The following is a 26,773-nucleotide window of genomic DNA, read 5'->3' as shown; positions in this document are numbered from 1 at the left end:
ACGTTGATAGGTCACAGGTGTAAAGGCAGTAATGTCATAGCCGAGTGATACTAATAATCCGTATAGCTTAGTGCCCCGTCCCCCATAGCTCGCAAGAGCGAAGGGGGACAGGAAAACCTAAAGCTTTAAATTACCTTTGCTCAAAGTGTTTTCTTAATTTTTATTTTCCAACTATGTCAACTCATTAGAAGTGAGATATTAGATATGAGATCTGAGACTTTTTGTCTCACGTCTAACATCTAAAATCTAATATCTGCTTAAAGATTTAAGGTGGTTATAGCAACGGGGCTCACCTCTTCCCTTTCCGAACAGAGAAGTTAAGCCCGTTAGCGCAGATGGTACTGCATCTCGTGGGAGAGTATGTCGCCGCCTTTCTTTTAAAGCCTCAACAGCAATGTTGGGGCTTTTTTTATGCGCTAAAGTGAAATCTGGAAACGCATCTCAGCTCCCCTCCCTGAAAGGGAAGGGGAGCTATTCGTTTGAAAGTTTCACGTGTAAAAAGATGGCGCGGATTTACAATCCGTGCCGCTCAAAGCAGTTAGATCCTGCTCAAAAGCACCACCCCGTCTCCGCCCTCCGGCGGATCCACCCCTCCTCAGGGAGGAGGGGAGCTTAAGTGCGAACAACTTTGTGATTAAATAAATACATTGGTATCCAGAAAATGCTATCCGCTATTGCTGGCGCGGATTTAAAATCCGTGCCCATCAAAGCAGTTAGATCCTGCTCCAAAGCACCACCCCGGCCTGTGGCCACCCCTCCTCAGGGAGGAGGGGAGCTATTGTCTGAAAGTTACTCGTAATAAAAAGATGGCGCGGATTTACAATCCGTGCCGCTCAAAAGAGTTAGATCCTGCTTCAAAGCACCACCCCGGCCGGCGGATCCACCCCTCCTCAGGAAGGAGGGGAGCTTAAATGCGAACAACTTTGTGATTAAATGGAATACATTAATATCCAGAAAATGCTATCCACTATTGCTGGCGCGGATTTACAATCCGTGCCGATCATCACAGTTTAATCCCGCTTCAAAAACTAACCCGGCCTGCGGCTACCCCTCCTCTCGTAGGAGGGGGCATAAAGGAAGAGTACTATTTTACCTCATAAGCCAGGAAATTGGTAGCCGACAACCGGAAGTACCCAAAAGCGAAATTCTCAGGATCCGTAACGTTTACGATATTACCTCTCACTATACTGGGTTGAGTTTGGAAAGGTCCGCCGTTACTGCTTCCTGCCTGAGATCGCAAAATGAACATATATTCGTAAAATCCTTTTGAAATACCCTGTATCTGAAAACCCACGAGATCTCCTGCCACTGCATCTTCATCGCTAAAGAAGGCAAAAGTTTGATTTCCATTTGTAAATTCATCATCGTAGATCTGTAATGAGATCTGCTCATTGAGATACCGGAACAGATAATAATTTTCTACTTCGGCAGGATCTCGATAAAAAACCTTGAATTCATATTCATCACCCGAAAATCCTCCTCTTTTCTGTTCCACAAAATCCAATTGAGGAACCGGGATGAGCGTCTCGGTAGCGAAATACTCTTCCCCCTCGTATGTAATATGAAGTTGATACTCAAGATCCAGAAGCGCCGGAACTTCTTCATGCGTAAAAATGCCATCTGCCACCTCTTCGAATTCATATTCCATTCCGGTTTCAGTAGTTACCTTAACCGTGGCACCAATTGCAGGGGGAACTTCTTCCTCAAAATAAGGCGCTGTTGTGGTCAATCTTATAACTTGTATGTTTTCCTGGAGATCTACATTCCAAAGTAGAGAGGCCTGCACAACTAATCTGGGATCGGATTCATCTAGATCCACTTCCACCACTTCTTCACATGAACAGGCAATCAGGGTCAGGAGGAGATATAAGATCCTTTTCATCTTCTAAAATTTAAAATTATAAGTTACCGACGGAACAATGCCAAATAGAGATAATCTCACAGCTTCATTTCTTCCGGTATCTTCATTTTCTCTAAAACTTAACGAAACAGCATTTTTACGGGAGTACAAATTATATATACCAAAATTCCAGGAAGATCGATAAGAAGTTTTTCGCTGCTTTTGCGGAGTAAAAGTTGCCGACAAGTCCAGACGGTGATAGCTGGGCAGGCGATTACTGTTACGCGCAGCATAAACCGGAATAGTGAGTTCTTCAAATTTATACTGGGCAGTTGGATAGGTCGTTGGAAGTCCTGTTTGATAAACAAAGCTCGCATTAAAATCCCATTTTTGAGACAGCTGGCAGGAACCTGTCAAAGAGAGATCATGTGTCTTATCGTAGGCGGTAGCATACCAACTCGAATTATTGATCCCCGGTTCGGCGTCGGTTCTCCCCGGAGTGCGTTGTTCAGATCTTGACAGCGTGTATGCAAACCAACCGGTGAATTTGCCTTTATTCTTCTTAAAAAGGATTTCTGCTCCAAAGGCTCTTGCTTCTCCTGGCAGGATCACCTGTTCAATGGCATCATTAGCAATGAGATTTGCACCATCTATATAATCCAGGCGATTCTCAAGGGTCTTATAGAAACCTTCTACTTCCAGGGAAAAGCTTTCGTCCTTGAAGCTGCGATAATATCCTACAGCGAGCTGGTCAAGTTTCTGAGGTTCTATGTATCGGCCGCTTGGCGCCCATACATCTAGTGGGGTTGGAGAACTGGTGTTGGTTATCAAGTGAAGATACTGGGTCATTCGATTATAACTCAATTTTACAGATTGATCTTCTTGAAAAGCGTAGGCTAATGCAATTCTCGGTTCCAGATTTCCGAAAGACTTTTCTACTTTTCGGTTGCTAAGTGCTTTAGTGCCTGCTGGAGTACTTTTTTCATAAATACCAAATCGACTATTGAAGGTCACAGGACCTTCTTCAGAATAAAGATTCAGCGATTCCTGGCCCAGCCGTAAAAAACTGCTGTACCTGAGTCCATATTCTGCTGAAAGTTTTTCTGAAAGATCGTGCTCAAGAGAAAGGTAAATGGCCAACTCAAAGGCATATTTTTTTATTAGCTGAGATGCACTTATTCCTGAAGACACAGAATTCGGTTCAATCTCACCCGGATTGAACTCATACCATGTGCTTTGAATCCCATAGTCCAGACTAATGTCCTGGCTGACATAATGATCAAGATCGTATTTGAAATTCAGGTTTTTGATTCCGCTATTCCAGTTGAAACCAACAAAATCAAGAGTGAGTCCATAGTAATAATCACTGTATATCAAGGAGAGATTGCTAAAGATATTTTCCTTTAGTACATGATTCCATCTCAAATTAAAGACAGAATTGCCATAGGTGTTATTGAAACTTTCACTTAGCTGAAAAACATCCCTTCCAAAATATCCTGAGAAAAGGATAGTGTTCCTGGGGTTAAGGCGAAAACTTAGTTTTGTATTTAGGTCATAGAAATAAGCAGAATTCTCATTATCTGTAAGCTTCAGAAATAAATGTGCATATGAACTTCTCCCTCCCACTAAAAAAGAGCTTTTGTTCTTCTGGATGGGGCCTTGTGCTAACAAGCGGCTGGATATCAATCCAATTCCGCCGTTAGCTTCAAATTTCCTGCTGTTTCCATCTTTCTGGTAGATATCCAGCACTGAAGAAACTCTTCCTCCGTAGTTAGCGGGAATGCCACCTTTATACAGCTTTAAATTTTTTATTGCGTCTGGATTGAAGACAGAAAATAGACCAAATAAGTGGCTGGCATTATAAACGGTGGCTTCATCAAGCAAGATCAGGTTTTGATCTGCGGCGCCACCTCGCACATTAAATCCGGAGGAAGCCTCTCCTGCATTGGAAACTCCAGGTAGCAGAAGCAGGGACTTTATAATGTCTACTTCTCCGAATACAACGGGTAATTTTTGAATAGTGGCTATTTCGAGCTTATTAACGCTCATCTCGGGCCTTGAGACGTTCAGTCTTTCAAGATCTTCTGTAATGACTACCTCCTTTAGATCTTCAGTAGCAGTGGTAAGTTCAAAATTGAGTTTAAGATTTTCGCTCACCTCAATCTTACGGCGTATGGTCTTATAACCTAGAAAGGAGATCTCGATTAGGAGCTCACCTTCAGGAACCTTAATAGAATAGAATCCATATTCATTACTCACGGTTCCCTGTTGGAGTTGTGGCAATAAAATATTGACCCCACTTAAAGTTTCATTATTAGCAGCATCTTTAATGTTGCCGTTAAGAATAAAGGTCTGCTGAGCCTTGAGTAGTTGAAACAGGAAAAGAAAACAAATGAAAAGTAGTTTTTTCAATTAACAGTAGTTTAAATTGCCATTTTTGGCACCTAATCAAAGAGAGCTTTCATTACCGTACTTATGCCTTTAAACATAAGGAAAACAGCGGCGGCCATTGCCAGTAATGCAAAAATTAAAATAGGAATAAACCACTCATGCTCTTGATTCTTGAAGGAACTGAAAAGAACTACCGGGCCAATAAACGAAAGAGGAAGGGCTCCAGCCAAAAATTTCAACCCTCTCATTAATAGATTTTTGTCTGTATGTTTCATGCCTCCCAAAGATATATAATCCTCCTCTAATGCGTCAGCCTTTCCTAGATTCATGCTCAAATTAAAGCTCAAATTTTCCTATATTTAGAAATGCCAGTTTTAGGCACATCATTTTTAATTGCTCCCCGATTCCAAAATTAGTTCAAGTTTAACAGTTATCATAACTTTTAATGTTTAAATTTGTCACAATTTATTTAAACAATGGATCAGTTTTCAATAAGTCAGCTTTCACAGTTCTCAGGCATTAAATCTCATACCATTCGAATATGGGAACAACGCTACAACGCTTTACAGCCCCACAGGTCTGAAGGCAACACACGCTATTATGACGGTTCCCAGCTGCGGCGCCTGCTCAATATCGTAAGCCTCTCGGGTACCGGGAAAAAAGTATCTCAACTCTGTACTCTCAGTGACGAGGAACTATTTCAACTCAGAAAGGAATATGAAGGCAGTGCTGGTTTAAGTAATGACTATGAATATTTCATCAACCAGCTAATCGCCGGTGGCATGAGCTATGACGAGATCAATTTCGATAAAACCTTTTCTCATTGTTTGTTAAGATTTGGACTGCAAAAAACCTATGTCGAGATCATTTATCCCCTATTAAACAGAATAGGTTTAATGTGGTCAACTAATAATATTCCGCCGTCCCAGGAGCATTACATTTCTAACCTGCTTAGACAGAAAATGTTTACAGCTATAGATGCTATGCCGCCAGGAGTTGAAGGGGAAGAGAAGTGGCTGCTATTCCTACCAGAAGATGAATTTCATGAGCTGGGTCTTTTATTTGCCAATTACTTTCTAAGGAGCAAAGGAAAACATGTAGTTTATCTGGGACCAAATGTGCCTCTGTCTTCGGTACGTCATACCCTTGAGGATATTTCGGTACATAATTTACTGTTATTCATGGTACATCGCTACGACGCAAATGATGTAGCAGCATATATTAACGAGCTTCTCGAACTCACCCCCGGTAAGAAGATATATATAGCTGGAAATGGAATTACAAATGAGGAGATTTCGAGTAAAGACAGCTTTGTAAAACTTTCCTCTGTTGAAGAGCTTGAAAGTCATTTAACCCCTTTGAAACAGTCTTAATATGTCCAAAATCGCAGTAATAGGAGCAGGGTTTTCAGGATTAAGTGCAGCAACCTATTTAGGAGCAGCCGGTCACGAAGTTCACATTTTCGAGAAGAACAGCGCTCCCGGTGGCAGGGCAAGACAATTTGAAGCCAAAGGGTATACTTTTGATATGGGACCAAGCTGGTACTGGATGCCCGATGTTTTTGAAAAGTTTTTTGGGGATTTTGGATATGAGGTTCCCAATCTCTATGAACTGGACCTTTTGGACCCTTCTTTTGAGGTGATCTTTCCAAAAGGTGAAAAAATGAGCATCCCTGAAAACTATGGGGAACTGAGACAGCTATTCGAGGCGACCGAAGAGGGAAGCGCAGAAAAGCTTGACAGGTTCATGGAAGAGGCTCAGTATAAGTATGAGCAGGGTATGCAGCGACTGGTTTATATGCCAGGCATTTCATTAGGGGAATTCGTTGATGCTGACCTTATAAAAGGTGCACTGAGATTACAGGTGTTCACCTCTTTCAGTAAGCATGTGCGCAAGTATTTCTCCAATCCTAAATTGATCTCGCTCATGGAATTTCCGGTTTTATTTCTGGGAGCAATGCCACAGGATACTCCGGCTCTTTACAGCCTTATGAATTATGCCGGGCTCAAACTCGGCACCTGGTATCCTCAGGGTGGCTTCGGAAGCGTTATCAATGCTATGGTAAAAGTGGCAATAGAGCAAAATGTCAAGATCCATCTTGATGCCCCTGTGGAGCAAATTTCAGCTGAAGGAAACAGGGTGCAGGGCGTAAAGGTCTTTGGAGAAGAAATAGCGTTTGATGCAGTGATAGCGGCAGCCGATTATCAACATGTGGAAAATAAGTTACTGCCTAAGGCATATCAGAATTACAAAGAAAGTTACTGGGAGAAAAAGACGTTCGCACCTTCGTGTTTAATCTTTTACCTCGGCTTTTCCGAAAGAATTCCAGAACTGCAACATCATACGTTGTTTTTTGATGAGGATCTTTCTGAACATGCTGTAGAGATCTACAAAAATCCGAAATGGCCTTCAAAACCGCTATTTTATGTTTGTTGCCCTTCACGAACAGATGATACTGTAGCCCCCGAAGGTCATGAAAACCTGTTTTTGCTTATGCCGCTGGCACCAGGATTAAAGGACGAGGAGCACGTAAGAGAGCAATTTTTTAATTTGATGATGCAGCGGCTTGAAAAACAAATAGGAAGAAGTATTACCCGATTTATTGATTATAAAAAAAGCTACTGCGTTTCAGATTTCATTTCAGATTATAATTCCTACAAAGGCAATGCATATGGCTTGGCCAATACGCTGAAGCAAACAGCTATCCTGAAACCAAAGATCAGAAATAAAAAACTGAACAACCTTTTTTACGCGGGTCAGCTTACCGTGCCGGGACCAGGTGTCCCTCCATCCCTTATTTCGGGAAAAATTGCTGCCGAGCAAGTAATTAAAGAACTAAATAAAAAGAAGTATGAAGTCCCTGTTTGATAATTTATCTGTCGAGGTTAGTCGGCTCACCACAAAATCCTATAGCACAAGCTTTTCCCTGGGAATCTATTTCCTCCATGAAAAACTCCGCGATCCCGTATATTCGGTTTATGGTTTCGTTCGCGTAGCCGATGAAATAGTCGACAGCTTTGAAGGTTACAATCAGGAGTACCTGTTGCAAAAGTTCAGGAGTGATACCTTCGAAGCTCTCGAACAGAGAATTTCGGCCAATCCTATTCTCAATGCCTTTCAGGAAGTGGTACACCAGTTCGACATTGATTACAGACTTATTGAGACATTTTTAGACAGTATGGAAATGGATCTTCAAAAGGTTGATTATAACGACGAAAAATATCAGCAATACATTTTGGGTTCGGCAGAAGTGGTAGGGCTTATGTGTCTTCATATTTTCACAGATGGGAACAAGCAGCAGTTCGAGGAACTAAAACCTTATGCAATGAAGCTGGGGGCTGCCTTCCAAAAAGTGAATTTTTTGAGAGATCTTAAGGATGATTATCATGTATTGGGCAGAACTTATTTCCCAGGAGTGGATATGGAAAATTTTTCTCCTCAGGCCAAAAAACAAATAGAACGGGAAATCGAAGAGGATTTCAAAATTGCCCTTGAAGGCATTAAAATGCTGCCCACTTCGGCTAAAGGCGGAGTTTATCTGGCTTACGTATATTACCAGTCTCTCTTTAAGAAGATCAAGCGATTACCGGCTCAAAGAATTCTTTCAGGAAGAATAAGAATAAACAACGGCAGGAAAGTTGGGCTTATGATCAACAGCCTGGTGGAATGTAAGATGAGAATTGTATGATGAGATTTGCACTAACTATCATATTCCTTCTTTTGTCGGTCACAGATCAAAATACTTCAGTATCTGAGCTCCGTAGCCTGTACAAGAGGGCAGCGGAAGAGGAAACCGCAGCCAGAAAATTATTGGAGCTCACAGATGGAGCAACCTCTGCCCAACCTGTTACTTTGGGTTATTTTGGTGTTTCTCATATGATGATGGCCAAACACGTGGGAAACCCGTTTAAAAAGTTTTCGTATTTTAATAAGGGTAAAGAAGTTTTCACTGAAGCCATTGCCGCAGCACCAAATAATTTGGAGCTTAGGTTCCTGAGGTTTGCAGTGCAGGCAGAGACACCGGGTTTTCTGAATTATAAGCAGAATCTGGAGGAAGACAAGAAAGTACTTCTGGCGAAGACCCGTAATTTGAAAGATACCGAGCTTGAGCAAATGATCCTTGCCTACCTGGTTACTTCGAGTGCTTTAAGTGATTCAGAAAAAGAAAATTTATAAGAGAATTTATTTCAGTAATTTAGAATAGAGAATTGAGTATATGGAAGCTATAGCTATGAATTTTATAATTGTGCTGGCATCTTTTCTTGCCATGGAAGCCGTGGCCTGGTTCACCCATAAATACCTGATGCATGGCCTGTTGTGGAGTCTTCATAAAGATCATCACAAGAAAGAATCTTCTGGTTTTTTCGAACATAACGATTTTTTCTTCCTCATTTTTGCCATTCCAGGTATTATCTCTCTTTACATAGGGATGGAGGCAGGCTATAATTACCTTTTTTGGATAGGTTTAGGCATTACAATCTATGGACTTTGTTATTTTCTGGTGCATGATATCTTTATTCACCAGCGCTTTAAGCTGCTAAGAAAAATCGATAACTCCTATTTTAAGGCGATTCGCCGGGCTCATAAAATGCATCACAAACACCTTGGAAAGGAAGACGGGGAATGCTTCGGAATGCTTTGGGTGCCAATGAAGTATTTCAGGGAGCAAAGATCGAGAGCCTGATGCAATACACTTACCTGCTGGTCAATTTCTTTACGATCATTATCCCATTCCTGTTCTCCTTTCACCCGAAGCTGAAATTTCACAGGACCTGGAGCTCATTTTTTCCTGCAGTATTTATTACAGGTTTCATCTTTGTACTTTGGGATATGTACTTTACCCAACAAGGGGTATGGGGCTTTAATCACCGCTATCTCACCGGTCTTGAAATTGGAAATTTGCCAGTAGAGGAAGTACTTTTTTTCTTTTGCATTCCATATGCCTGCGTCTTCACCTTTCATTGTCTGGATCTGTTCATGAGGGAAACCGGGGCTCCAAAAATGCAAAAATTCATAACCCTATTTTTAGTAGCCGGGCTGGTGATCTTTGGCACAATAAATTATGATAGAAGTTACACCGTCACTACCTTTCTTAGCTTTTCTCTGCTTTTGCTCTATGCCGAATTTTTTTTGAAAATCAATTGGCTCCTAAGATTCTATCTTATCTATACTGTACTGCTGATACCTTTTTTCCTTGTAAATGGTGTACTCACCGGAAGCTGGATCGAGGAGGAGGTGGTGTGGTATAATACTACTGAATTTATGAATTTCAGAATAGGAACTATTCCTGTTGAAGATGCCTTTTATGGGGCGGAATTGATCCTTCTCAACCTGTTGATCTACAAAGCTTTGCTTCGATATAAAAGACAGGAAGATTCTAGAGCGTATAAAGCCTCAGCTACATGAAAAAAATCCTATACATATCAAATATTGTAGCCTTCCTTGTCATGTTGGCTGTAAATTATATTTCAAATACAGGAGTCATTAATGCTGAGACCATGGCCAGCATTTCTGCAGAATATCAGAATTTATTTACGCCTGCGGGTTATGCCTTTTCTATATGGGGGGTGATTTATCTTGCCCTTGCCGGGTTTGTGATTTTCCAGATCTCAACTTCCAGAGGGCGGGAAACTGCTGGAAAGATAGGTTGGTGGTTTGTAATTACCTGTGGTTTAAATATTGCATGGGTGTTTGCCTGGCTCCATCACCTTATTGGACTTTCTCTATTCCTTATGGTCCTGTTGCTCGTTGCTTTGATCGTGATCATTTTCAAGACCAGAATGGAACTTGATGATGAACCACTTTCAATAATTGCGTTTGTGTGGTGGCCTTTCTCTTTTTATTCCGGTTGGATCTCGGTTGCACTTATTGCAAACACCGCAGCCTGGTTTACGGCGGTAGGTTGGGAGCCATTTGGATTCTCGGAAGTTGCCTGGACAGTGATTATGGTCCTTGTCGCCTTAATTCTGAATCTCATGATCACCTGGAGACGCAATATGAGAGAGTTTGCCCTAGTAGGTGCCTGGGGTTTAATAGCTGTTGGGATTGCGAACAGGATGGAGCATGAAACTATTTTCTTTACTTCCATAATAGCTGCAGGAATTCTGATTTTAAGCAGTGGAATTCACGGATATATGAACAAAGAACAGGCTCCGTGGAAAAAGTTGTAGAACAGGAAGTAGCGTTGTGCTGGTTACGTCGCGATCTGCGCTTGTTTGATAATGCAGCGTTGTACCATGCTTTGCAAAGTGGCTTTAAGGTAGTGGTTGTCTTTATTTTTGATCCTGAAATCCTTAAAACCCTCCCCGATTCGAAAGATCGAAGAGTGGCGTTCATTCAGCAGCAGCTGGAATTGCTTAATGAGGCTTTGGCGCAGCAGGAGTCCTCTCTTCTGGTACTTCATGACCTTCCAAAAAAGGCATTTCAAAAGCTCATTTTAGACTATCCTGTAAAAGAAGTGTATACTAATCAGGATTACGAACCATATGCCCGAGATAGAGATCTGGAGATCAAAGATTTCCTAAAGGAACAGGGAATCAGTTTGAGAAGCTTTAAGGATCAGGTAATCTTTGAAAAGGACGAGATCCTGAAGGCAGATGCTACACCTTATACGGTCTTTACGCCATATTCGAAGCAATGGAAAAACAGACTTCAGCAGGAGGGAATACCAGCTTTCCCTTCAGAAGAATTATTAACTAACCTCTTGAAAATGCCAAAAAAGGAGGTGCTTTCCCTGGAACAGATAGGCTTTGAACCTGTTAGAGCACAAATTCCCGAAATTGAACTTTCAGAAGGAGTAATAAGAAACTACCACAACACCAGGAACCTGCCGGCAGTGAGCGGCACAAGTATGGCAGGAGTCCATCTAAGATTCGGAACGGTAAGTGTGCGGCAGCTTGTGAAACAGGCGCTCGAACAGAACGAGACCTGGCTCAACGAACTCATTTGGAGAGATTTTTTCATGATGATCCTATGGCATTTTCCTCATGTGGAACACCAGAATTTCCGAAGTAAATACGACCGAATTCCATGGCGCAACAATGAATCTGAATTCGAATTATGGTGCCGGGGAGAAACTGGTTTTCCGCTTGTAGATGCCGGGATGCGACAACTAAATGAAACGGGATGGATGCATAATCGCGTACGAATGGTGGTGGCAGGTTTTCTGTGTAAGCATCTTTTGATCGACTGGCGATGGGGAGAAGCCTATTTCGCCGGAAAGTTGCTGGATTATGAGCTGGCTTCCAACAACGGGAACTGGCAGTGGGCCGCGGGGACCGGTTGTGATGCGGCGCCGTACTTCAGGGTCTTCAATCCTGAGAGTCAGCTGAAGAAGTTTGATCCAGACCTGGAATACGTGAGGACATGGATAAAGGATTTTAGAGCGGGCTATCTGAATCCTATTGTTGATCACAAATTCGCAAGAGCCCGGGCACTCGAAACCTATAAAAAAGCATTGAACTAAATTCCACGTGGGCGTCGGAAAAATTCTGGCACTAGAGAATTCCGCGCTTTTTGATCTCCAGGTATTTATTAATGGTATTGACCGTTAGATCTTCTGGTTTGGTCAAAATGGTTTGAATGCCATGCTTCTGAAGTTCTTTGGCCATAAGACGTTTGTCATAACTAAACTGTTCTGCAATGGTCTGTTCAAAGATCTCTTCCGGTTTCTTCGATTCCTGATCAATGAAATGCTCTAGTTCTGTATTCTGAAAGAAAATTACCACGAGCAGATGTTTTCTGGACAGCGCCAGCAGATAAGGCAGCTGCCGATGTAACGCACTTAGATGTTCAAAATTGGTGTACAACAGTAAAAGGCTACGTTGCGGTAGTTTTCGGTTGATATGGGCATAAAGCAAACCGAAGTCTGAATCTTTGAACTGCGTGTTGATATTATAAAGCTTGTCCAGCAACAGGTTTAAATGCGTCTTTTTTGAACTGGCAGGAACCAGATGCTCCAGTTTGTTTGAAAAGCTGATAAGGCCGGCTTTATCCTTTTTTTTAAGGGCAATGTTAGAAAATGCAAGGGCAGAATTAATAGCGTAATCAAGCAACTTGAGGTGATTGAATGGCATTTTCATTGTTCGGCCGCAGTCAAGAACAGAATAGACCGGCTGCGAACGCTCATCCTGATACTGGTTTACCATAAGCCCGCCTTGTTTGGCTGTTGCCTTCCAGTTGATGCTGCGAATATCATCTCCCGGCACATAATCTTTAATTTGCTCAAACTCCATGGTATGGCCAATCTTCCTTATCTTTTTTAATCCGGGTTGAGAGATCTTTCGATCTATGGCCATGAAGTCGTACTTCTTCATCTGGATGAACGACGGATAAACTTTCAGCATTTGTTCCTTTCCAAATTTCTTTCTTCGGCGGGCGAGGTGTAAAGGTGTAGATGCAAAAACGTTCAGATTTCCGAAGTAATATTCTCCGCGCTCCACGGGTCTTAAACTATAGCTGAAGTTAGAAGCGCTGTGAGCTCCAATTTTAAGGAGGTGCGAAAAATCCCTTTTTTGGAACTGTACGGGAATCTCATCTATGATCTCACAGGTGATCTTGAAGCCATAGTTATTATTAAGATGAACATGTACCTTGTTTTCATCACTGTTCGAAAACTTTTCGGGTAAGATTCTTTCCGCAGTTATTCCTCTGCTTTTAAAGAGCATGATCACATCGGTAAGAAAAACAAGAAAAAACAGGAGGGCAAGGAGCCAGAGAATTGGATACAACCATTCAAGCCAATAGGAAAAAAGAAAACCTGCCGCCAAAAAGTAGATGGCAACGAAGAAACGCTGATGCAGGTATAAAGACTTGAAGAAATTGATCACCTTATCTCGGAATTTCTACAGAGTGAGTGATCATTTCAATTACCCCGGCCGTGGAGCTGCCTTCCATTTCTCTTTCGGGAGACAGAATGATGCGATGCCCTAAAACAGGCTCAAGCACCTTTTTAATATCTTCGGGAATTACAAAATCTCTGCCGTCAACTGCAGCTACAGCTTTTGATGCGTTCATGATGGCAATAGAAGCGCGGGGAGAAGCACCAAGGTACAAGTGGGGATGATTTCTTGTTTTGCTTACAATTTCGGCAATATAGATAAGCAATTTTTTCTCGATCCTTATTCCCTGGATCTGTGTTCTTAGGGTCTGCAGTTTTTCCGGGTCAAGCACCGCCTCAATCTGTGTTTGTGGCGCAGCGCCTTGCCTGTCATGGTGAGTTTGCAGGATCATGATTTCTTCGTCCATATTGGGATAACCTACATTGATCTTAAAAAGAAAACGGTCCAGCTGGGCTTCGGGTAGTGCGTAGGTGCCTTCCTGTTCAATGGGATTTTGAGTAGCCAGTACCATGAACGGCGGATGCATCACATGTTGTTTGCCATCAATGGTGATCTGTCTTTCTTCCATCACTTCAAAAAGCGCCGACTGGGTCTTAGCCGGAGCACGATTGATCTCATCAATAAGCACGATATTTGAAAAGACCGGCCCGGGTCTGAATTCAAAGTCGGAGGTCTTTGGGTTGAGAACAGATGTACCCAACACATCGCTAGGCATAAGATCTGGTGTGAACTGTATCCTGCTGAAATCTGTTTTCAAAGTTCTGGCAAAGAGCTTAGCGGTGATGGTCTTGGCGACTCCTGGTACTCCTTCAATGAGTACATGCCCGTCGGCTAAGAGACCAATGATCAAAAGATCAATAAATTTTTCCTGTCCAATGATGATCCTGGAGAGTTGAGACTTCAGGTTTTCTACAGCAAGTTTTAGTTCCTCTAAGGGAATTCGATTCTCAAAAGTGAGTTCCTCGTTATGTAGTTCTTCGTTTTCCATTTATGTTTTTTTAAAAGCCTTAATGGCTTTGTTTAACTGCAGCAACTCCTCGCGGGTAACTGTATTCTTCTTTTCCAGCCTTTCCATAAGCTGCCATAATGCTTTAACGTCTTCAACAGAGTTTTCACTAATTGTGGCCAGCCGTTGATAGAAACCATCATTGATCTGCTCTGTAGAAATCCTGAAATGGTTGCGAACATGATCCAAAAATAAGGCAATCTTCCTGGAACTTATGGCTTTGTAGTCTTTGCGGTCAAGGTACAAACCTGCAATGGTGCGGGTAAAATCGAGCGTATGATTGCGCAGGGGCGTAATGACAGGAATACTTCTTTGCTTTCGTTTCCCTTCAAAAATGATAAAAATAATGCTCCCTATAATGACGAAATAATATGCCCATCTCAAAGGTTTGCTGTTTAGGATGATGTAGAGAGGCGAGGTGTTGAAGGTTTTTCCGGTCTTATAATAGTGGTCCCAAAAAAGCCTTTTTTGAGAGGGTATATATGCAAGAACTCTTTCTGCATACTCGTGATTATTCTTATCCAGCAGGAAGTAATTACTGAAAGCTTTGGGCATTAAATGAATATAGACCACACCCTTACCAAGAGAATCTCTCAGAAAATTAGCTTCGGGTCTTTTTACTACTTCAGGATTTTCCTGGAGTTGCGTCATTCCCAGGATCTCTCCAGACAAACTGTCGTTATTTATAAACCCGACCTGGTAGGTTTCCCTGTCATAGAGGAAAGGTTCCTTACTTTTTAAATTTGGATGGGTGAGATTGATCAAAGGTCTGGAGGAGATCCCGGCCTCTGGTACCAGGCTTGTGGTCTTAAGATTGAAGGTATCCAGAAGATTTTCACTGAGGCTTTCGGCAATGAAGAAAACGGTATTTCCTTTTTCTACCCATGCCAGCAACTTTTTTAGTTCATTCTGATCTATGGAAAGTTGATCATTCAGAAAGAGATAAGTGCCGGTCCTGGTACTGTCCTGAAGAAATTCATACGGCGGTACATTCACCTGCTCAAATTGTATCTCCTGCTCTTTTAGGCTTTCGAACAAAACTTTTGTGCCTAACGGAATCTCATCTGAAGCTGCATAACTCGGAGTCCAGTTTACTGGCTGGGGTTCATTTGCTTCCAGCCAGGTAAGCAATGCCAGGAACAGAACCAGTAATGTGAGCGTTATTTTATAAGCTTTGCTCATACCGGGGCTGTATTAGTAGTTCTGCTTTTTCAAATTCTTTCCTGATCTTCTGATAATTTTCGGAGGTAGGAGCAAAATTTCCATACCACACGAAATCATAGATCCTGTTCACCTTCTTGAACTGAGCTTGTAAGGCAGGAAGCTGTATTTCCTTCACGTATTCCTCATCGGTCTTTGAACTGTCGTAGATCACGATCTCCTGGCGGGAAAGTTGCTGTAAAGCGTAGAGAAAATGATACCGGACGGCAAGCCTGTAATTTTCTTTGGCCAGGGCATTTTCGATCAATTTTTTAATATTCCTGTTCCTGATGATCTTTTCCTCTTCCTCAAAATGTACTTCCACTTCTGCAGGGGTTCCAAAAAAGTGATTTCCGGGGTTGATCTTTGTAAAAAGGTACAATATCAATGCAAGCAGCAAACCCAGTAATAGGTAAGGCAGGATATCAAGGAAGATCGCAAGGAGCAGCGGAGCTTCATAGTCGCCAAACATCCAGTCTAGGAACCGCTGCCAATGTAATCGCACATAACGTTTGAACTTGGTCCACCAGTTGTCTTCAGCCGTGACTTCAGTATAATTGAAAGCTGGATCTTCTTTAAACCGCTTCAGCGTTTTTTCAGAAAATTCGAGGGGTTTAAGATCTGTTTCCGCAGTTTGTGCCACAGCAAAAGCTTCCGAAGAGATTCCGAAGAAGCTAAAGCCAAGAAAAAAAATGAGAAACAGTTTTGCCATTTTTAAGACCCCAGGTTAGAGATGCGATCATAAGATCCTGTAGCGTTTTTTCTCTCATCCAGGCTATAATAAATAAAAGCTGTAGCTATAATAACAACGGCAGTGAGCAGGTACTGAAAAAGAGAGGACAGCACGTTGAAAAACACATATACCCAGTCTATAAGTTCGGCAGGATTTGCCACGCTACCTTCTCTGGCCATGGTAAGGGTTTTGATAAAATAGTAGATCATTAGCGGAAACTGAAAGATCATGCTGATAATATAAACGAGCAAAGTCATTACAAAAAGCGTAAAAAAGGTACTCCACCAGTTATTCTTGATAAGATCGAAAGCATATCCAATACTGTCCATTACCGAGCTGCGGCCAAAGATGAGAATAGCCGGGGTAAGGGCCATGGGCACCCAGAGATATATTCCCGGAAGCACACACAGCATCAATCCAAATCCCGAAATAAGTCCCGCTAGCAGTAGGATTCCAAGCATGGGCGCAAAATCTCTTTTTACTCCTTTTGCCACTTCCGAATTGCTTACCACACCTGCATTGTTAATGTAACTTTTTATGTAGTGAAGTACGGTGTTGTAGAGCAAAACGTAAAAAGCCAGCATAGAACATAAAAGTATGAAAATAGAAATGAGGTAAACTTCAATCTCAATTTCTGCAGTATCGGAAAACAGCGGATTTTCGAGGAAATCCATACCCAGATAGGAATAGTAGCCAATAGCAAAAAGCAGGATCACAAAAACAGGTCCCGTGATCTTAAAAATGGTTTTAAACAGAGGCTTAAAATTTTGTCTTAGAAATTTAAAGGTGTCGGTGATGATATCGCCCAGTTCTCTTTGGCGACGGAATTCAATTGGTGGTGTTGACATTTATGGATGGCCTGTTTAAATAGATGGGATAATATACGTAGTAAAAAACAATAAGTGCGAGGGAAGAGGCGATTATGACCACCGCCAGCCAGTCGGGCATCTGAGTTTGCCGGGTAACAAAACCTTCCAGGAAGCCGGCGAGAATAAAGAATGGAACAGTACTGATCACGATTTTTAAACCAGCTTTAATCCCTTTAACAAAGGATGTAAGCCGGCTGTAGGTGCCTGGAAAAAGGATGCCTTTCCCCACAACCAGGCCTGCGCATGCCGCAACTATTATGACCGAGATCTCAATGGTTCCATGGATCCATATGGTTCTCACAGATTCCCAGAGCAGGCCTTTTTCATAAAAGAAATACTGGAAGGACCCGAGCATGATCGCATTTTGCATTACGATGAACAAAGTACCCAAACCGGCAAAGATACCGAAGACAAACGCCATGAGTGCTACCCGAACGTTGTTGATCGTAATTCCCAGGAACATTTCCATTTCCCCCATTTTCTTATAAACGGCCATAGGATCATTGTTCTCAATGTTCTCAAGTGTCATGTTCACATAAGCATCTCCAAGAATCGAACGAACAAAGGCCCCATCACTTGCTGCTGAAAAACTTCCTGCAGCTGTAAATAGTGCAAAAACTAAGAATGCCAGTAATAACTGCTTCTGGTAAGCGTAAAATTCCTTCGGAAATTCTTCAGTAAAAAAACTGATGATCCTGTTACGTGATTCTTTTTTGTTGCGATAAATGCTTTGATGAGCTCTGGAAGCCAGGTTATTAAGATAAATGCTGGTGTTGCTGCCAGCATAAAAGGTTTGAGCGTAGCTCAAATGATCTGTGATCTCAAGGTAAAGTTCAGAAAGTTCTTTGGGAGGAACCAGGGCATTATTTTGCAGGGCGCTTTCAAATCTTTGCCATTTATCCTTATTTTGCTTTACGAAAGCAGCCTCACGCATTCTTTGTTAGTTTGTCTCAAAGAAACATATTAAATGGATAATTTTCAAATTGAAACCGCCCAAAATGTTAGCATTACACAAAATGTGGCGGGAATTGGAGAGCGAATACTGGCCTATCTCATTGATGGGTTAATTATGCTGGCCTATATTGTAATTTCTTTAATGCTGCTGGGAGGACTAGGTGTGGGAACAGGGCAGGAATTCTTATTTGTATCTGTGCTGATTCTTCCATTGATGCTGTATTTCTTATTGTGGGAAACCTTCTGGAATGGCCGCTCTCCTGGAAAAGCTGCTTTAGAGCTACGAGTGGTCAAATTAGACGGTTCCAAACCAGCCTTCTCCAATTACATTGTCCGCTGGTTGCTGCGAATTGTGGATATTACCATTACCAGTGGCAGTGTAGCAGTAGTTAGTATTCTCCTTTCGGGAAAAGGGCAGCGACTGGGAGATCTTGCTGCCGGAACTACCGTTATTTCAGAAAAGCTAAAAGTAGGCCTTGATCGATCTATCCTCACAACGGTGCCTGCTCATTATAAGCCCGTGTACCCACAAGTTACTGTGCTTTCTGATAAAGATGTGCAGGAAATAAAGGAAATTTACCGCAACTCCCTGGAAAATTCCAACTTCCGGGTGATTGACAGCCTTTCCACCAAGGTGTCTGAATTATTACAGGTGACTCCAAAGGAAAGACCTATGCAGTTTATAAAAACTGTGCTTACAGATTATAGCTTTTATACTCAGCAATAATTAGTCAAGGATCTCAGTTTCAAGGATGTGAATATTGGTTAAGGGCCAGTCACTTTGATCTGTTTCGACTTTGTTGATCTTGTCAACAACATCCATTCCGGAGATAACCCGGCCAAATACCGTATGGTCGTTATCAAGGTGATGAGCGCCATTAGGATCCTGTACAATATAAAATTCAAAGGGAGAAGAGGCCTTGCTCACGTTTTGCTCTGCATATTTGGCAGCAGCAAGTGCCCCGCGAACGTGGCGATGGCCGGCTTCAAATTCGCTGGGAATTAAAAAGTCTCCAATGCGATGCCGTTTTTTGTTGGTATCGGGGTTGTCTGAATTTCCTCCCTGAATCACAAAACCTTCTGTCACTCTGTGGAAAAAAGTGTTGTCAAAATAATCCTGTTTTACAAGATACAGGAAGTTAGCCCGATGCAGGGGAGTGTCTCGAAACAGTTCCACATCTATATTACCAAAGCGAGTTTTAATTCGAACCCTGTTTGAATTGTTTTTCTGGGCATATGCCGTATAAAATGGGATCAATTCTTCCTGGACCAGTAAAGGTCCCTCCCGTCTTTCTTTTTTCTCTTCTTCAGCTTCGACCACCTTTTCTACTTCTGTGTTATCTCTTGCGTTTGTATCGGGTTGCACAGGCTTTTCGAGAGTAGGGGTTGTGCTATTTTGTCTTGAAGTTTGTTTATCTTCACAACTTGCAAAAACGGTGATCATACCGAGGAATATCAGCAAAAAGTATCTCATGAATTTCCAGGATTTTTTAAATGTTAGTCCGAAATTAAGGAAAATTACGCTTCCGGGAGAAGAGTCACATTTTAAATTGGCACCCATGATGAGGTTAAAGGACCTGGAGCGTATAAATATTGAGGAACAGAAACCAAATGAAGCGGCAGTTCTTGCTGTCTTTTACCCCGGTCCTTCAAATGAAACCAGGTTTGTGTTAATCCTTAGAAAGACCTACAGAGGGGTACATTCAAACCAGGTTGGATTCCCAGGCGGCAGGGTAGAACCAGAAGACCTGAACCTTATGCATACCGCTCTCAGGGAGACTCAGGAGGAGGTGGGCATACCACGGGAGGAGGTGGAAGTGCTTCGGGAACTTTCCAGGTTGTACATTCCACCGAGCAATTTTTGGGTTTACCCATTTATGGGAATTATGAAAAGAACTCCGGTGCTCATTCCTCAGGAGGAGGAAGTAGAAGCAGTACTGGAGATCGAGCTGAATGAATTTCTAAGTGACTCCTGTCTAACTACACAAACTCTAAGTACCTCTTACGCAAAAGAAATAGAAGTGCCTGCTTTTTTTCTAAATGGTCACGTCGTGTGGGGCGCTACCGCGATGATGCTGAGTGAAATGAAAGATATTCTCAAGCAGGTGCTGTGAATTTAAATAAGTATCTTTGTCGTTCTTAAAATGTGAGGGAACAAATGGGGATATTGAAGAAGAATCCTTTTGGACATTATCTTTTCATTAAAAAATGGCTTATCCGGATCTTTGGATTATTGTCCCATCGACGCTACAGGGGTTTTAATGAATTAAAGATCGAAGGCTCTGAGATCATTAAGAATCTGCCAGATAATAATGTGCTGTTCGTCTCCAACCATCAAACTTATTTCGCCGATGTCACGGCCATGTTCCACGTCTTTAATGCGGCCTTGAGCGGGCGGGTAGATTCCATAAAAAATGTGGGATACCTTTGGCAGCCGAAACTCAATATTTACTATGTTGCGGCTAAGGAAACCATGAATGCAGGTTTCTTAACGCGAGTCATGGCGTATGCCGGTGCAGTTTCTGTAGAAAGAACCTGGAGAGAAAAGGGTAAGGAGGTACAGAGAGAGGTCAATCCAGATGACCATAAGAATATTGGAACCGCCCTCAACGATGGCTGGGTCATTACTTTTCCACAAGGCACTACCAAACCTTTTAAACCTATTAGAAAAGGAACAGCGCATATCATCAAACAATACAAACCTATAGTCATTCCTATAGTTATTGATGGCTTTAGAAGATCCTTTGACAAAAAAGGACTTAGGATCAGGAAAAAGGGAATCCTTCAAACATTTCAGATCAAGAAGCCATTGGCTATTGATTATGAGAACGATACGATAGAAGAGATTGTGGAAAAGCTGGAATACGCCATTGAACAGCATCCATCCTTTTTAAAAGTGCTTTCCAAGGAAGAACTTGAAGCCATTGAGGAGCTCAATAAAACCCGAAGCTGGGATTACAAGGAAGAAGACCATTAATAATCTCTCCAATTCACCCACAACAGAATTTTAAAACTTAAGTACTTTCCCAGTTTCAGCTGCTTTTTTATCCAGGCGTGCACCATACTGGCTGCCAATTGCCAGACCTATGGGAAGACCTAAAGCAATAAAAGCCGGGTTATTCGTAATGGCGTAAAGGACAACTCCAAAGGGAAGACCAAAAGCGCTCATGCCCAGAGTCATCCAGTACGTAGTGTAATATTTCTCTGGAACAAGTTCATGTTCCTTCTCAAGGAATTTCAGGAGGTCAGTTTTGGTGCGGCTAAGTTCTTTCTTTACAGCGCCAGGTGTTCCGGAAAATTCATTGAACACCTCCACTTTTGTGTTAACAAAATCTATTGTACTAGTTGGTAAGTCCCGACTTTTTAGGTGCTCGAGCAAGGAATTAAGTTCATTTGCCTCATCTTCCTTCCAGATATCCCTGTGTTCAATTTTCTTCAGCATGATCAAAGGTCCAGTCGTTTAAGTTCTTTGTAATTGCGTTTAAGCCTTCGCAGGAGAATTCCATAAATAAGTCTGTAAAAAAGCCATAGGGCAAGTAAGAAAACTCCCAGAATAATGATTCCTGCAACGGTAAATTTCACCCAGTCCATGGCATCAAAAGTATATTTCTCTACATCCTGAACATCCTGGACCATTTGGTGATTTTGAATAGAGAAATAAGCAATGAGGATAGAGTAAAGGCCAGTGGAAATAAGGATATAAGCGATATAGATTTTTACCGTCCTTCTTGTTCTAAGGATGTTCTTCATTAAGGTAGCGGCATCGTCGGTACTCGAAATTCTCTGGTAATTTCTGTAAAAACAATAAATAAAGTAGAAGGTGATGAGATAGCTTACTATATATACAAAAATGGTGGTTTGCTTAAGGTGCAGCTCATCCATTTGCTCCCAGTAATTAGCATCGGCCATATAGATACTCAGAAGGGTAGAAAGCAGCAGCTCTACCACACTTATGACAAAGATCCATTTTACGATAGAAGAAGACCTCTTCCAGATCATTTTGTAGATCTCGTCATAGGAAAGCTTCGGAAGATTTTCTTCCTGCTTTTTCCAGTTTTGTTTTAAAAATTCAAGTTCATCCATTGGGTAGGTACTACGGATTTAAAATGTTTCTAAGGGTCTTTTTTATCCTGTTCATCTTTACGCGTGCATTAACTTCAGAAATTCCCAGAGTATCTGAAATTTCCTTATATGATTGATCTTCCAGGTATAAAAAAACCAGGGCTTTATCTATGTCATTTAATTCTTTTACTGCTTTATACATGAGCATTAATTGCTGCTCTATCTCGTCATTGTAGACATCGGCCTTTATTTTAAAGCTAACTTCATCATAATCCTGAGTGCGAATGTCCTTCTTAGATTTTCTATAGAGGGTAATTGCTGTATTCAAGGCCACTCTGTACATCCAGGTACTGAATTTCGCGTCTCCCCTGAATTTGGGGTATGCTTTCCACAGCTGAATGGTGATTTCCTGAAAGAGATCATTGTGAGACTCCCTGTCATTGGTATACATACGGCAAATCTTGTGCACAATATTTTGGTGCTTCTCAAGATTCGTTACAAATTCATGTTCCAGGTGGTTTTCCACAATAATGTTTATGCTCTTATAGGTAACGAATTTAGCCTTCTTGTTACAATTAGCTTAAAATTTCTTTCTGTTCGTGTTTCTTTGAAGAAAGCTATAACTTTGAAAGAAACCGAGATGTTTTATGAACATTCCTATTTCTGCTTATCCAAGAATAGTGATAGTTGGTGGAGGTTTTGCTGGTATTTCCATTGCAAAACATCTATTAAAGGAAAAACTGCAGGTCGTTCTTCTTGACAGGCACAACTATCACACTTTTCAACCTCTGTTGTATCAGGTTTCCACCTCTGGACTTGAACCCGATTCTATTGCTTATCCGCTTAGAAAGATCACTCGCAAGAGCAAGGACGGCTATTTCAGGCTGGCCGAGGTACAACAGATCGTGCCTGAAGAAAATAGACTTGAAACTTCCATTGGAGCGTTAGCTTTTGATTATCTGGTACTCGCTACAGGTTCCCGAACCAATTTCTTCGGAAATAAAAGCATTGAAGAAAATGCGATGTGGATGAAGACCATTCCGCAGGCATTGAATATAAGAAGTCTCATCCTGGAAAATCTGGAACAGGCGGTAATAACAGAAGATGCGGAAAAACGAAAAGCGCTGCTCAATTTTGTGATCGCAGGAGCAGGCCCCACAGGAGTGGAACTATGCGGGGCAATTGCTGAAGTGCGAAATCATATTGTCCCAAAAGATTTTAGAGACCTCGACCCTTCAGAAATGGAAATTCACCTTGTGGAGGGTTTGGACCGGGTACTGCCTCCAATGAGCGAAAAGGCCTCCCGTAAGGCAGAGAAGTTTCTAAAGGAACTGGGGGTGAAGATCCACCTGAATACCATGGTACAGCAATTTGATGGTGAAACTGTAACTACCAATAAGGATGAACTTGTTTTTCACACTTCCACTTTTATTTGGGCAGCCGGTGTTTCGGGGGCTCCTGTAAAAGGCCTGAATGCTTCGGCATTAATAGAAAAAGCTGCAAGGTATGAGGTCAATGTTTTTAACCAGGTAAAGGGTTATGAAAATGTTTTTGCAATAGGAGATATTGCGCTAATGCAAACTGAAGATTTTCCAAAGGGGCATCCTATGGTGGCTCAACCTGCCATTCAACAAGGAAAACATTTGGCTAAAAACCTGAAACGGATCTTAAAGGGAGAGAAAATGATTCCCTTTGAGTATAATGATAAAGGAACAATGGCCACAGTGGGAAGAAACAAGGCTGTGGTCGACCTGGGAAAGTTAAAATTCGGCGGTTTTTTTGCCTGGTTTATTTGGATGTTCATTCATCTTTACTTCCTGGTAGGATTTAGGAACAGGCTGGTCACTTTCTTTAACTGGGTTTATAATTACGTAAATTTTGACAAGGCTTCCCGCCTTATTATACGGCCTTTTAAAAGCAATAAGAAAAACCTGGAAGCAGACCAGAAGAAGGTCTAAGGATCAGCTTCCAAAAATGCCATTTTTGAAGGGTATTCTAACGCAGGTCTCTCTGAAGATTCACTTAGGCTAAAAAAAATAGCGGCTCAAAGGCCGCTATTAAATTTTATTTCAAAATCTTGATTATTCTTTGATCTCTGCACATCCCACTCTGGTTCCCGCATTTCCACTGGGTTGAGAAGTGTAGTCATCTACTCCGTCGTGAACGATCACTGCCTTGTTAAGAATATTCCTGGTTTTATCCTCACATCCTATACACCATTTATCGGTTGTGAAGGTGATGCTTCCTTTTCCTTCGGAATTGACATCAAAATTTCCAATGTCTCCTCTGTGGTAACCGTTTGCATCGCCCCATTCTCCATGATCTTCAAAAGTAGGATTCCAGTGGCCTCCGGCTGAAGATCCGTCTTCGGCAGAACAGTCTGCATTTTCATGAAGGTGAATGGCGTGCATTCCTTCAGCCAGACCAGAAACTTCTGCGGTCATCGTCACTTCTCCATTTTCTTCCTGAAAAGTCACCGTTCCGGAAACGTTGCTTCCACTTCGGGGTTCTATATTAACCGTAAGTTCACGGTTTTCCATGCTTGTATCGTCAGCTCCTGCATCATCTTTTCCCTGTGTCATATTGGTCTGTTCATCTACCCGATCTGCAGCAGTTTGATTTTCATTTTTACAACCTGTAAAGACCAGGGCTGCAGAAAATAATAAAGTAAGTCCAATTCGTTTCATTCTGATGGTTATTTTGTGATTAGAAAATCTAAATTATGCCAAAAGCCTTCTTTGTGCAAAAAATTAAGGAGAGCTTAACACCTGCTGTACATAAGGAAAGCTATTTTCTGGCCCCTAAATTCTTAGGGTAGTGCTGATCGTTATTTTGTTGTGAAGGGTTTTATGAACGGGACATTTGTCGGCTATTTCCAGGATCTTCTGTCGCTGTTGTTCATCAAGATCTCCATCCAGAACGATCTCCCTTTCAAAAATGTCAATTTTAGCTGAACTTTTTTCGCAGTTCTCACAATCTTCAGCATGTCTCTTTTTATGATCAACATGGGTCTCTACATTTTTGAGGACCCACTTCTTTCGGCGGGCATACATTTGTATGGTCATGGAAGTACAGGCTGCCAGGGCTCCCGACAGTAATTCATAGGGTGAGGGTCCCAGGTCTTCTCCTCCAAAACTCTTTGGTTCATCTACTGTGAAATAATGATGACCCGCCTTCATTTGGGTAGTATATCCTGTTGCACCAAGATTAGCTACCACCATATGCTCTGTTTCCAGTTCCTCCTTTTCGGGAATGGAAAGATAGCGGGAAGCCCAGGTTGCAATGAGATCACCTGTGTATCTGGAATAATCTGGATCTGTAAGCAGGTGATCTGCTCCATCTAGAGAGATAAAACTTTTAGGATGTTTCACAGCCTTATAAAGTTCTTCTGCATTGCTAATCTCTACTACAGTATCCTGCGGCGAATGCATGATCAAAAAGGCCTTTTTCAGATCTCTGGCAAATGATCCCATGTCATGAGAATTGATGTCATTAAGGAAATCTTCCTTTATACTGAAATTTCTTCCGCCAACATTCACTTCAGCTATTCCTTTCTCCTTTATTTCCTCTATGTTTGATTTAAGCAGGTGCTTGACATGTACCGGAGATGAAGGTGCACCTATGGTAACAATGGCTTTTACCGATTGAAGTTCTTTTGCGGCGAAGATCACTGCAGCACCGCCAAGGGAGTGACCCACCAGCATGGCAGGTGCTTCGTAATTCTTCTCCAGGAAATCGGCGGCGGCTAAGAGATCTGCTACGTTACCCGAAAAAGTGGTATCGGCGAAATCTCCTTCACTATCGCCTAATCCAGAAAAATCAAAACGAAGAACTCCATAGCCTCTTTGAGAAAGTGCCTGTGAGACATTCTTGACTGCAAAGTAATTTTTGTTGCATGTAAAGCAGTGGGCAAAAAGCACAAAACTATGCGGTTTCTCGTTCAACGGTAGATCCAGATAGCCAGAAAGTTCGTGTCCTTCGGCATTTGGAAAGCTGATCTTGGAATAATTCATTAGGCCATATTTAGGATGAAATAAAAAAGCCATTTAAGAAGGAGAATTCTTCATTCAGAGGAGATCCTGTTATGGATCCCTTTAAATTTCAGAAAAGTTCTGCTTCTTAAATGGCCGTAAAGGGCATTAACAGTTTTACCTGTTATTGCGGAATTTTGAGCGGTCAAATTCTCCTCTGTCATAGAAGGAATCATCATCAGGTATTCTACCGCTATCTCTGCGGTCGCTTGGTCTACCTGTATCTCTGCCGGTTAGGCTGTCCCTGTCGCGATCTGAACGATCAAAATCGGTTGAGGTACGGTCTCTGTCGGTAAGTTGATCCCTGTCTGCCTCCTGCATTCTTCTTCTTTCAGCATCTATATCGCTTTCTCTGCTGTAATCTCTGTCCAGGTCTCTGTTATAAGATTCGAGAACTACGATCTCATAATCCCTGTCAACATCATATCCCTTTTCCATTCTTTTGGTTTCGGCAAAAGTTCGGTGATTGATCCTGTCTGTATAGACAAATTTTTCATCTTCATTAAGCCTTGCGAGGCCTATGGGCAAGATGAGGTGATTCTCGCCATCTTTATTGATGAATTCATGCACATCTCCAGAAGCCGAGCTACCGTATGGATCGTGGTTTGCATCAATAATAGATTTTTCTACTTCTACATCAAGGTAGACAACGCGTTTCTTTTCTTTATTTACCAGAAGATTGTCGACCTTTCCAATGACTCTGTTGTCCACATCTTTCACTGGCCATCCCCTTACATCTGGGTCATGACTATCTACTTTGAAATCTGAAAGTTCGTGTAAATAGTACAAATGTTTTCTATGTTCTTTTCTATCTGTCATAATTCTCTCTTGTTTTAATATTATTTGA

The 26,773-nt window shown here is 41.9% G+C and carries 28 protein-coding genes and 1 rRNA gene; 13 read left to right on the top strand and 16 right to left on the bottom strand.

Annotation, left to right across the window (positions count from 1 at the left end; translation table 11 throughout):
- Positions 1 to 266: 266 nt before the first annotated feature.
- Positions 267 to 375 (top strand): 5S ribosomal RNA (gene rrf, locus HC175_RS07890).
- 709 nt (positions 376 to 1,084) lie between these two features.
- On the opposite strand, the gene HC175_RS07885 is transcribed toward rrf, so the two are convergent.
- The 3 genes from HC175_RS07885 to HC175_RS07875 are packed head-to-tail and all read right to left on the bottom strand — an operon-like array spanning position 1,085 to position 4,578.
- Positions 1,085 to 1,882, bottom strand: a complete 798-nt coding sequence (locus HC175_RS07885; protein WP_168137932.1) for a DUF4249 domain-containing protein — start codon at positions 1,880 to 1,882, stop codon at positions 1,085 to 1,087.
- Between the two features lie 3 nt (positions 1,883 to 1,885).
- A complete protein-coding gene (locus HC175_RS07880) occupies positions 1,886 to 4,252 on the bottom strand; it encodes a TonB-dependent receptor (protein ID WP_168137931.1) in 2,367 nt (788 codons plus the stop codon).
- A 32-nt stretch (positions 4,253 to 4,284) separates the two neighbouring features.
- A complete protein-coding gene (locus HC175_RS07875; protein ID WP_317172101.1) occupies positions 4,285 to 4,578 on the bottom strand; it encodes a DUF6095 family protein in 294 nt (97 codons plus the stop codon).
- A gap of 129 nt (positions 4,579 to 4,707) precedes the next feature.
- On the opposite strand from HC175_RS07875, the gene HC175_RS07870 reads away from it, so the two are divergent.
- The 8 genes from HC175_RS07870 to HC175_RS07835 are packed head-to-tail and all read left to right on the top strand — an operon-like array spanning position 4,708 to position 11,696.
- Positions 4,708 to 5,604 (top strand): MerR family transcriptional regulator, encoded by an 897-nt coding sequence (locus HC175_RS07870; RefSeq protein WP_168137930.1) that lies wholly within the window; start codon positions 4,708 to 4,710, stop codon positions 5,602 to 5,604.
- Between the two features lies 1 nt (position 5,605).
- Entirely contained in the window at positions 5,606 to 7,099 is a 1,494-nt protein-coding gene (locus tag HC175_RS07865; protein WP_168137929.1) for a phytoene desaturase family protein, read from the top strand.
- Positions 7,083 to 7,919 carry a phytoene/squalene synthase family protein gene (locus HC175_RS07860; RefSeq protein WP_168137928.1) on the top strand — a complete coding sequence of 279 codons (837 nt, stop codon included), beginning with the start codon at positions 7,083 to 7,085 and terminating at the stop codon, positions 7,917 to 7,919. Before HC175_RS07865 ends, HC175_RS07860 begins: the two co-directional genes overlap by 17 nt.
- The gene (locus tag HC175_RS07855) at positions 7,916 to 8,407 is read left to right on the top strand and encodes a hypothetical protein (RefSeq protein WP_168137927.1); all 492 of its coding nucleotides are present in this window, start codon (positions 7,916 to 7,918) and stop codon (positions 8,405 to 8,407) included. Before HC175_RS07860 ends, HC175_RS07855 begins: the two co-directional genes overlap by 4 nt.
- Before the next feature lie 40 nt (positions 8,408 to 8,447).
- Complete coding sequence (locus tag HC175_RS07850) at positions 8,448 to 8,915, top strand: sterol desaturase family protein (RefSeq protein WP_235942553.1); 468 nt, start codon at positions 8,448 to 8,450, stop codon at positions 8,913 to 8,915.
- Entirely contained in the window at positions 8,855 to 9,637 is a 783-nt protein-coding gene (locus HC175_RS07845; RefSeq protein WP_168137926.1) for a lycopene cyclase domain-containing protein, read from the top strand. The genes HC175_RS07850 and HC175_RS07845 overlap by 61 nt, the downstream gene beginning before the upstream one ends.
- Positions 9,634 to 10,401: a tryptophan-rich sensory protein gene (locus HC175_RS07840; RefSeq protein ID WP_168137925.1), complete on the top strand. Its 768-nt coding sequence runs from the start codon at positions 9,634 to 9,636 to the stop codon at positions 10,399 to 10,401. Before HC175_RS07845 ends, HC175_RS07840 begins: the two co-directional genes overlap by 4 nt.
- Positions 10,386 to 11,696 carry a cryptochrome/photolyase family protein gene (locus tag HC175_RS07835; RefSeq protein WP_168137924.1) on the top strand — a complete coding sequence of 437 codons (1,311 nt, stop codon included), beginning with the start codon at positions 10,386 to 10,388 and terminating at the stop codon, positions 11,694 to 11,696. Before HC175_RS07840 ends, HC175_RS07835 begins: the two co-directional genes overlap by 16 nt.
- A 31-nt stretch (positions 11,697 to 11,727) precedes the next feature.
- Here the strand turns inward: HC175_RS07835 and HC175_RS07830 are convergent, their stop codons facing one another.
- The 6 genes from HC175_RS07830 to HC175_RS07805 are packed head-to-tail and all read right to left on the bottom strand — an operon-like array spanning position 11,728 to position 17,813.
- Entirely contained in the window at positions 11,728 to 13,056 is a 1,329-nt protein-coding gene (locus tag HC175_RS07830; RefSeq protein WP_168137952.1) for a DUF58 domain-containing protein, read from the bottom strand.
- A 4-nt stretch (positions 13,057 to 13,060) separates the two neighbouring features.
- Complete coding sequence (locus tag HC175_RS07825) at positions 13,061 to 14,059, bottom strand: AAA family ATPase (RefSeq protein WP_168137923.1); 999 nt, start codon at positions 14,057 to 14,059, stop codon at positions 13,061 to 13,063.
- Positions 14,060 to 15,259 carry a DUF4350 domain-containing protein gene (locus tag HC175_RS07820; RefSeq protein WP_168137922.1) on the bottom strand — a complete coding sequence of 400 codons (1,200 nt, stop codon included), beginning with the start codon at positions 15,257 to 15,259 and terminating at the stop codon, positions 14,060 to 14,062.
- Positions 15,243 to 15,989: a DUF4129 domain-containing protein gene (locus HC175_RS07815; RefSeq protein ID WP_168137921.1), complete on the bottom strand. Its 747-nt coding sequence runs from the start codon at positions 15,987 to 15,989 to the stop codon at positions 15,243 to 15,245. The genes HC175_RS07820 and HC175_RS07815 overlap by 17 nt, the downstream gene beginning before the upstream one ends.
- Positions 15,990 to 15,991: 2 nt before the next feature.
- Positions 15,992 to 16,858 (bottom strand): hypothetical protein, encoded by an 867-nt coding sequence (locus HC175_RS07810; RefSeq protein WP_168137920.1) that lies wholly within the window; start codon positions 16,856 to 16,858, stop codon positions 15,992 to 15,994.
- Complete coding sequence (locus HC175_RS07805; RefSeq protein WP_168137919.1) at positions 16,839 to 17,813, bottom strand: stage II sporulation protein M; 975 nt, start codon at positions 17,811 to 17,813, stop codon at positions 16,839 to 16,841. Before HC175_RS07805 ends, HC175_RS07810 begins: the two co-directional genes overlap by 20 nt.
- Positions 17,814 to 17,846: 33 nt before the next feature.
- Here HC175_RS07805 and HC175_RS07800 point away from each other — a divergent pair, with 33 nt between their 5' ends.
- Positions 17,847 to 18,560 (top strand): RDD family protein, encoded by a 714-nt coding sequence (locus tag HC175_RS07800; RefSeq protein ID WP_168137918.1) that lies wholly within the window; start codon positions 17,847 to 17,849, stop codon positions 18,558 to 18,560.
- Here HC175_RS07800 and HC175_RS07795 read toward each other — a convergent pair whose 3' ends face one another.
- Positions 18,561 to 19,277, bottom strand: coding sequence for a peptidylprolyl isomerase (locus tag HC175_RS07795; RefSeq protein WP_235942552.1), 717 nt, complete (start codon positions 19,275 to 19,277; stop codon positions 18,561 to 18,563).
- Positions 19,278 to 19,305: 28 nt separating this feature from the next.
- On the opposite strand from HC175_RS07795, the gene HC175_RS07790 reads away from it, so the two are divergent.
- Both HC175_RS07790 and HC175_RS07785 read left to right on the top strand, forming a co-directional pair.
- The gene (locus HC175_RS07790; RefSeq protein WP_168137916.1) at positions 19,306 to 19,947 is read left to right on the top strand and encodes an NUDIX hydrolase; all 642 of its coding nucleotides are present in this window, start codon (positions 19,306 to 19,308) and stop codon (positions 19,945 to 19,947) included.
- A 44-nt stretch (positions 19,948 to 19,991) separates the two neighbouring features.
- Entirely contained in the window at positions 19,992 to 20,810 is an 819-nt protein-coding gene (locus HC175_RS07785; protein ID WP_168137915.1) for a lysophospholipid acyltransferase family protein, read from the top strand.
- Positions 20,811 to 20,840: 30 nt separating this feature from the next.
- Here the strand turns inward: HC175_RS07785 and HC175_RS07780 are convergent, their stop codons facing one another.
- The 3 genes from HC175_RS07780 to HC175_RS07770 are packed head-to-tail and all read right to left on the bottom strand — an operon-like array spanning position 20,841 to position 22,421.
- Positions 20,841 to 21,275: a hypothetical protein gene (locus HC175_RS07780; protein ID WP_168137914.1), complete on the bottom strand. Its 435-nt coding sequence runs from the start codon at positions 21,273 to 21,275 to the stop codon at positions 20,841 to 20,843.
- Positions 21,276 to 21,277: 2 nt separating this feature from the next.
- Positions 21,278 to 21,916, bottom strand: coding sequence for a hypothetical protein (locus HC175_RS07775; protein WP_168137913.1), 639 nt, complete (start codon positions 21,914 to 21,916; stop codon positions 21,278 to 21,280).
- 10 nt (positions 21,917 to 21,926) lie between these two features.
- A complete protein-coding gene (locus HC175_RS07770; protein ID WP_168137912.1) occupies positions 21,927 to 22,421 on the bottom strand; it encodes an RNA polymerase sigma factor in 495 nt (164 codons plus the stop codon).
- A gap of 121 nt (positions 22,422 to 22,542) precedes the next feature.
- Between HC175_RS07770 and HC175_RS07765 the strand changes: the two genes are divergently transcribed.
- Entirely contained in the window at positions 22,543 to 23,853 is a 1,311-nt protein-coding gene (locus HC175_RS07765) for an NAD(P)/FAD-dependent oxidoreductase (RefSeq protein ID WP_168137911.1), read from the top strand.
- A gap of 123 nt (positions 23,854 to 23,976) precedes the next feature.
- Here the strand turns inward: HC175_RS07765 and HC175_RS07760 are convergent, their stop codons facing one another.
- The 3 genes from HC175_RS07760 to HC175_RS23850 form a co-directional block, all read right to left on the bottom strand.
- Positions 23,977 to 24,582: a superoxide dismutase family protein gene (locus HC175_RS07760; RefSeq protein ID WP_168137910.1), complete on the bottom strand. Its 606-nt coding sequence runs from the start codon at positions 24,580 to 24,582 to the stop codon at positions 23,977 to 23,979.
- 114 nt (positions 24,583 to 24,696) lie between these two features.
- Positions 24,697 to 25,908: a bifunctional alpha/beta hydrolase/OsmC family protein gene (locus HC175_RS07755; protein ID WP_168137909.1), complete on the bottom strand. Its 1,212-nt coding sequence runs from the start codon at positions 25,906 to 25,908 to the stop codon at positions 24,697 to 24,699.
- A 135-nt stretch (positions 25,909 to 26,043) separates the two neighbouring features.
- Complete coding sequence (locus tag HC175_RS23850; protein ID WP_209309949.1) at positions 26,044 to 26,745, bottom strand: PRC-barrel domain-containing protein; 702 nt, start codon at positions 26,743 to 26,745, stop codon at positions 26,044 to 26,046.
- Positions 26,746 to 26,773: the final 28 nt, after the last annotated feature.

Source organism: Salinimicrobium oceani, from assembly GCF_012037645.1.
Note: the sequence above shows the minus strand (reverse complement) of the source record. Positions and strands in the feature narration are given on the sequence as shown.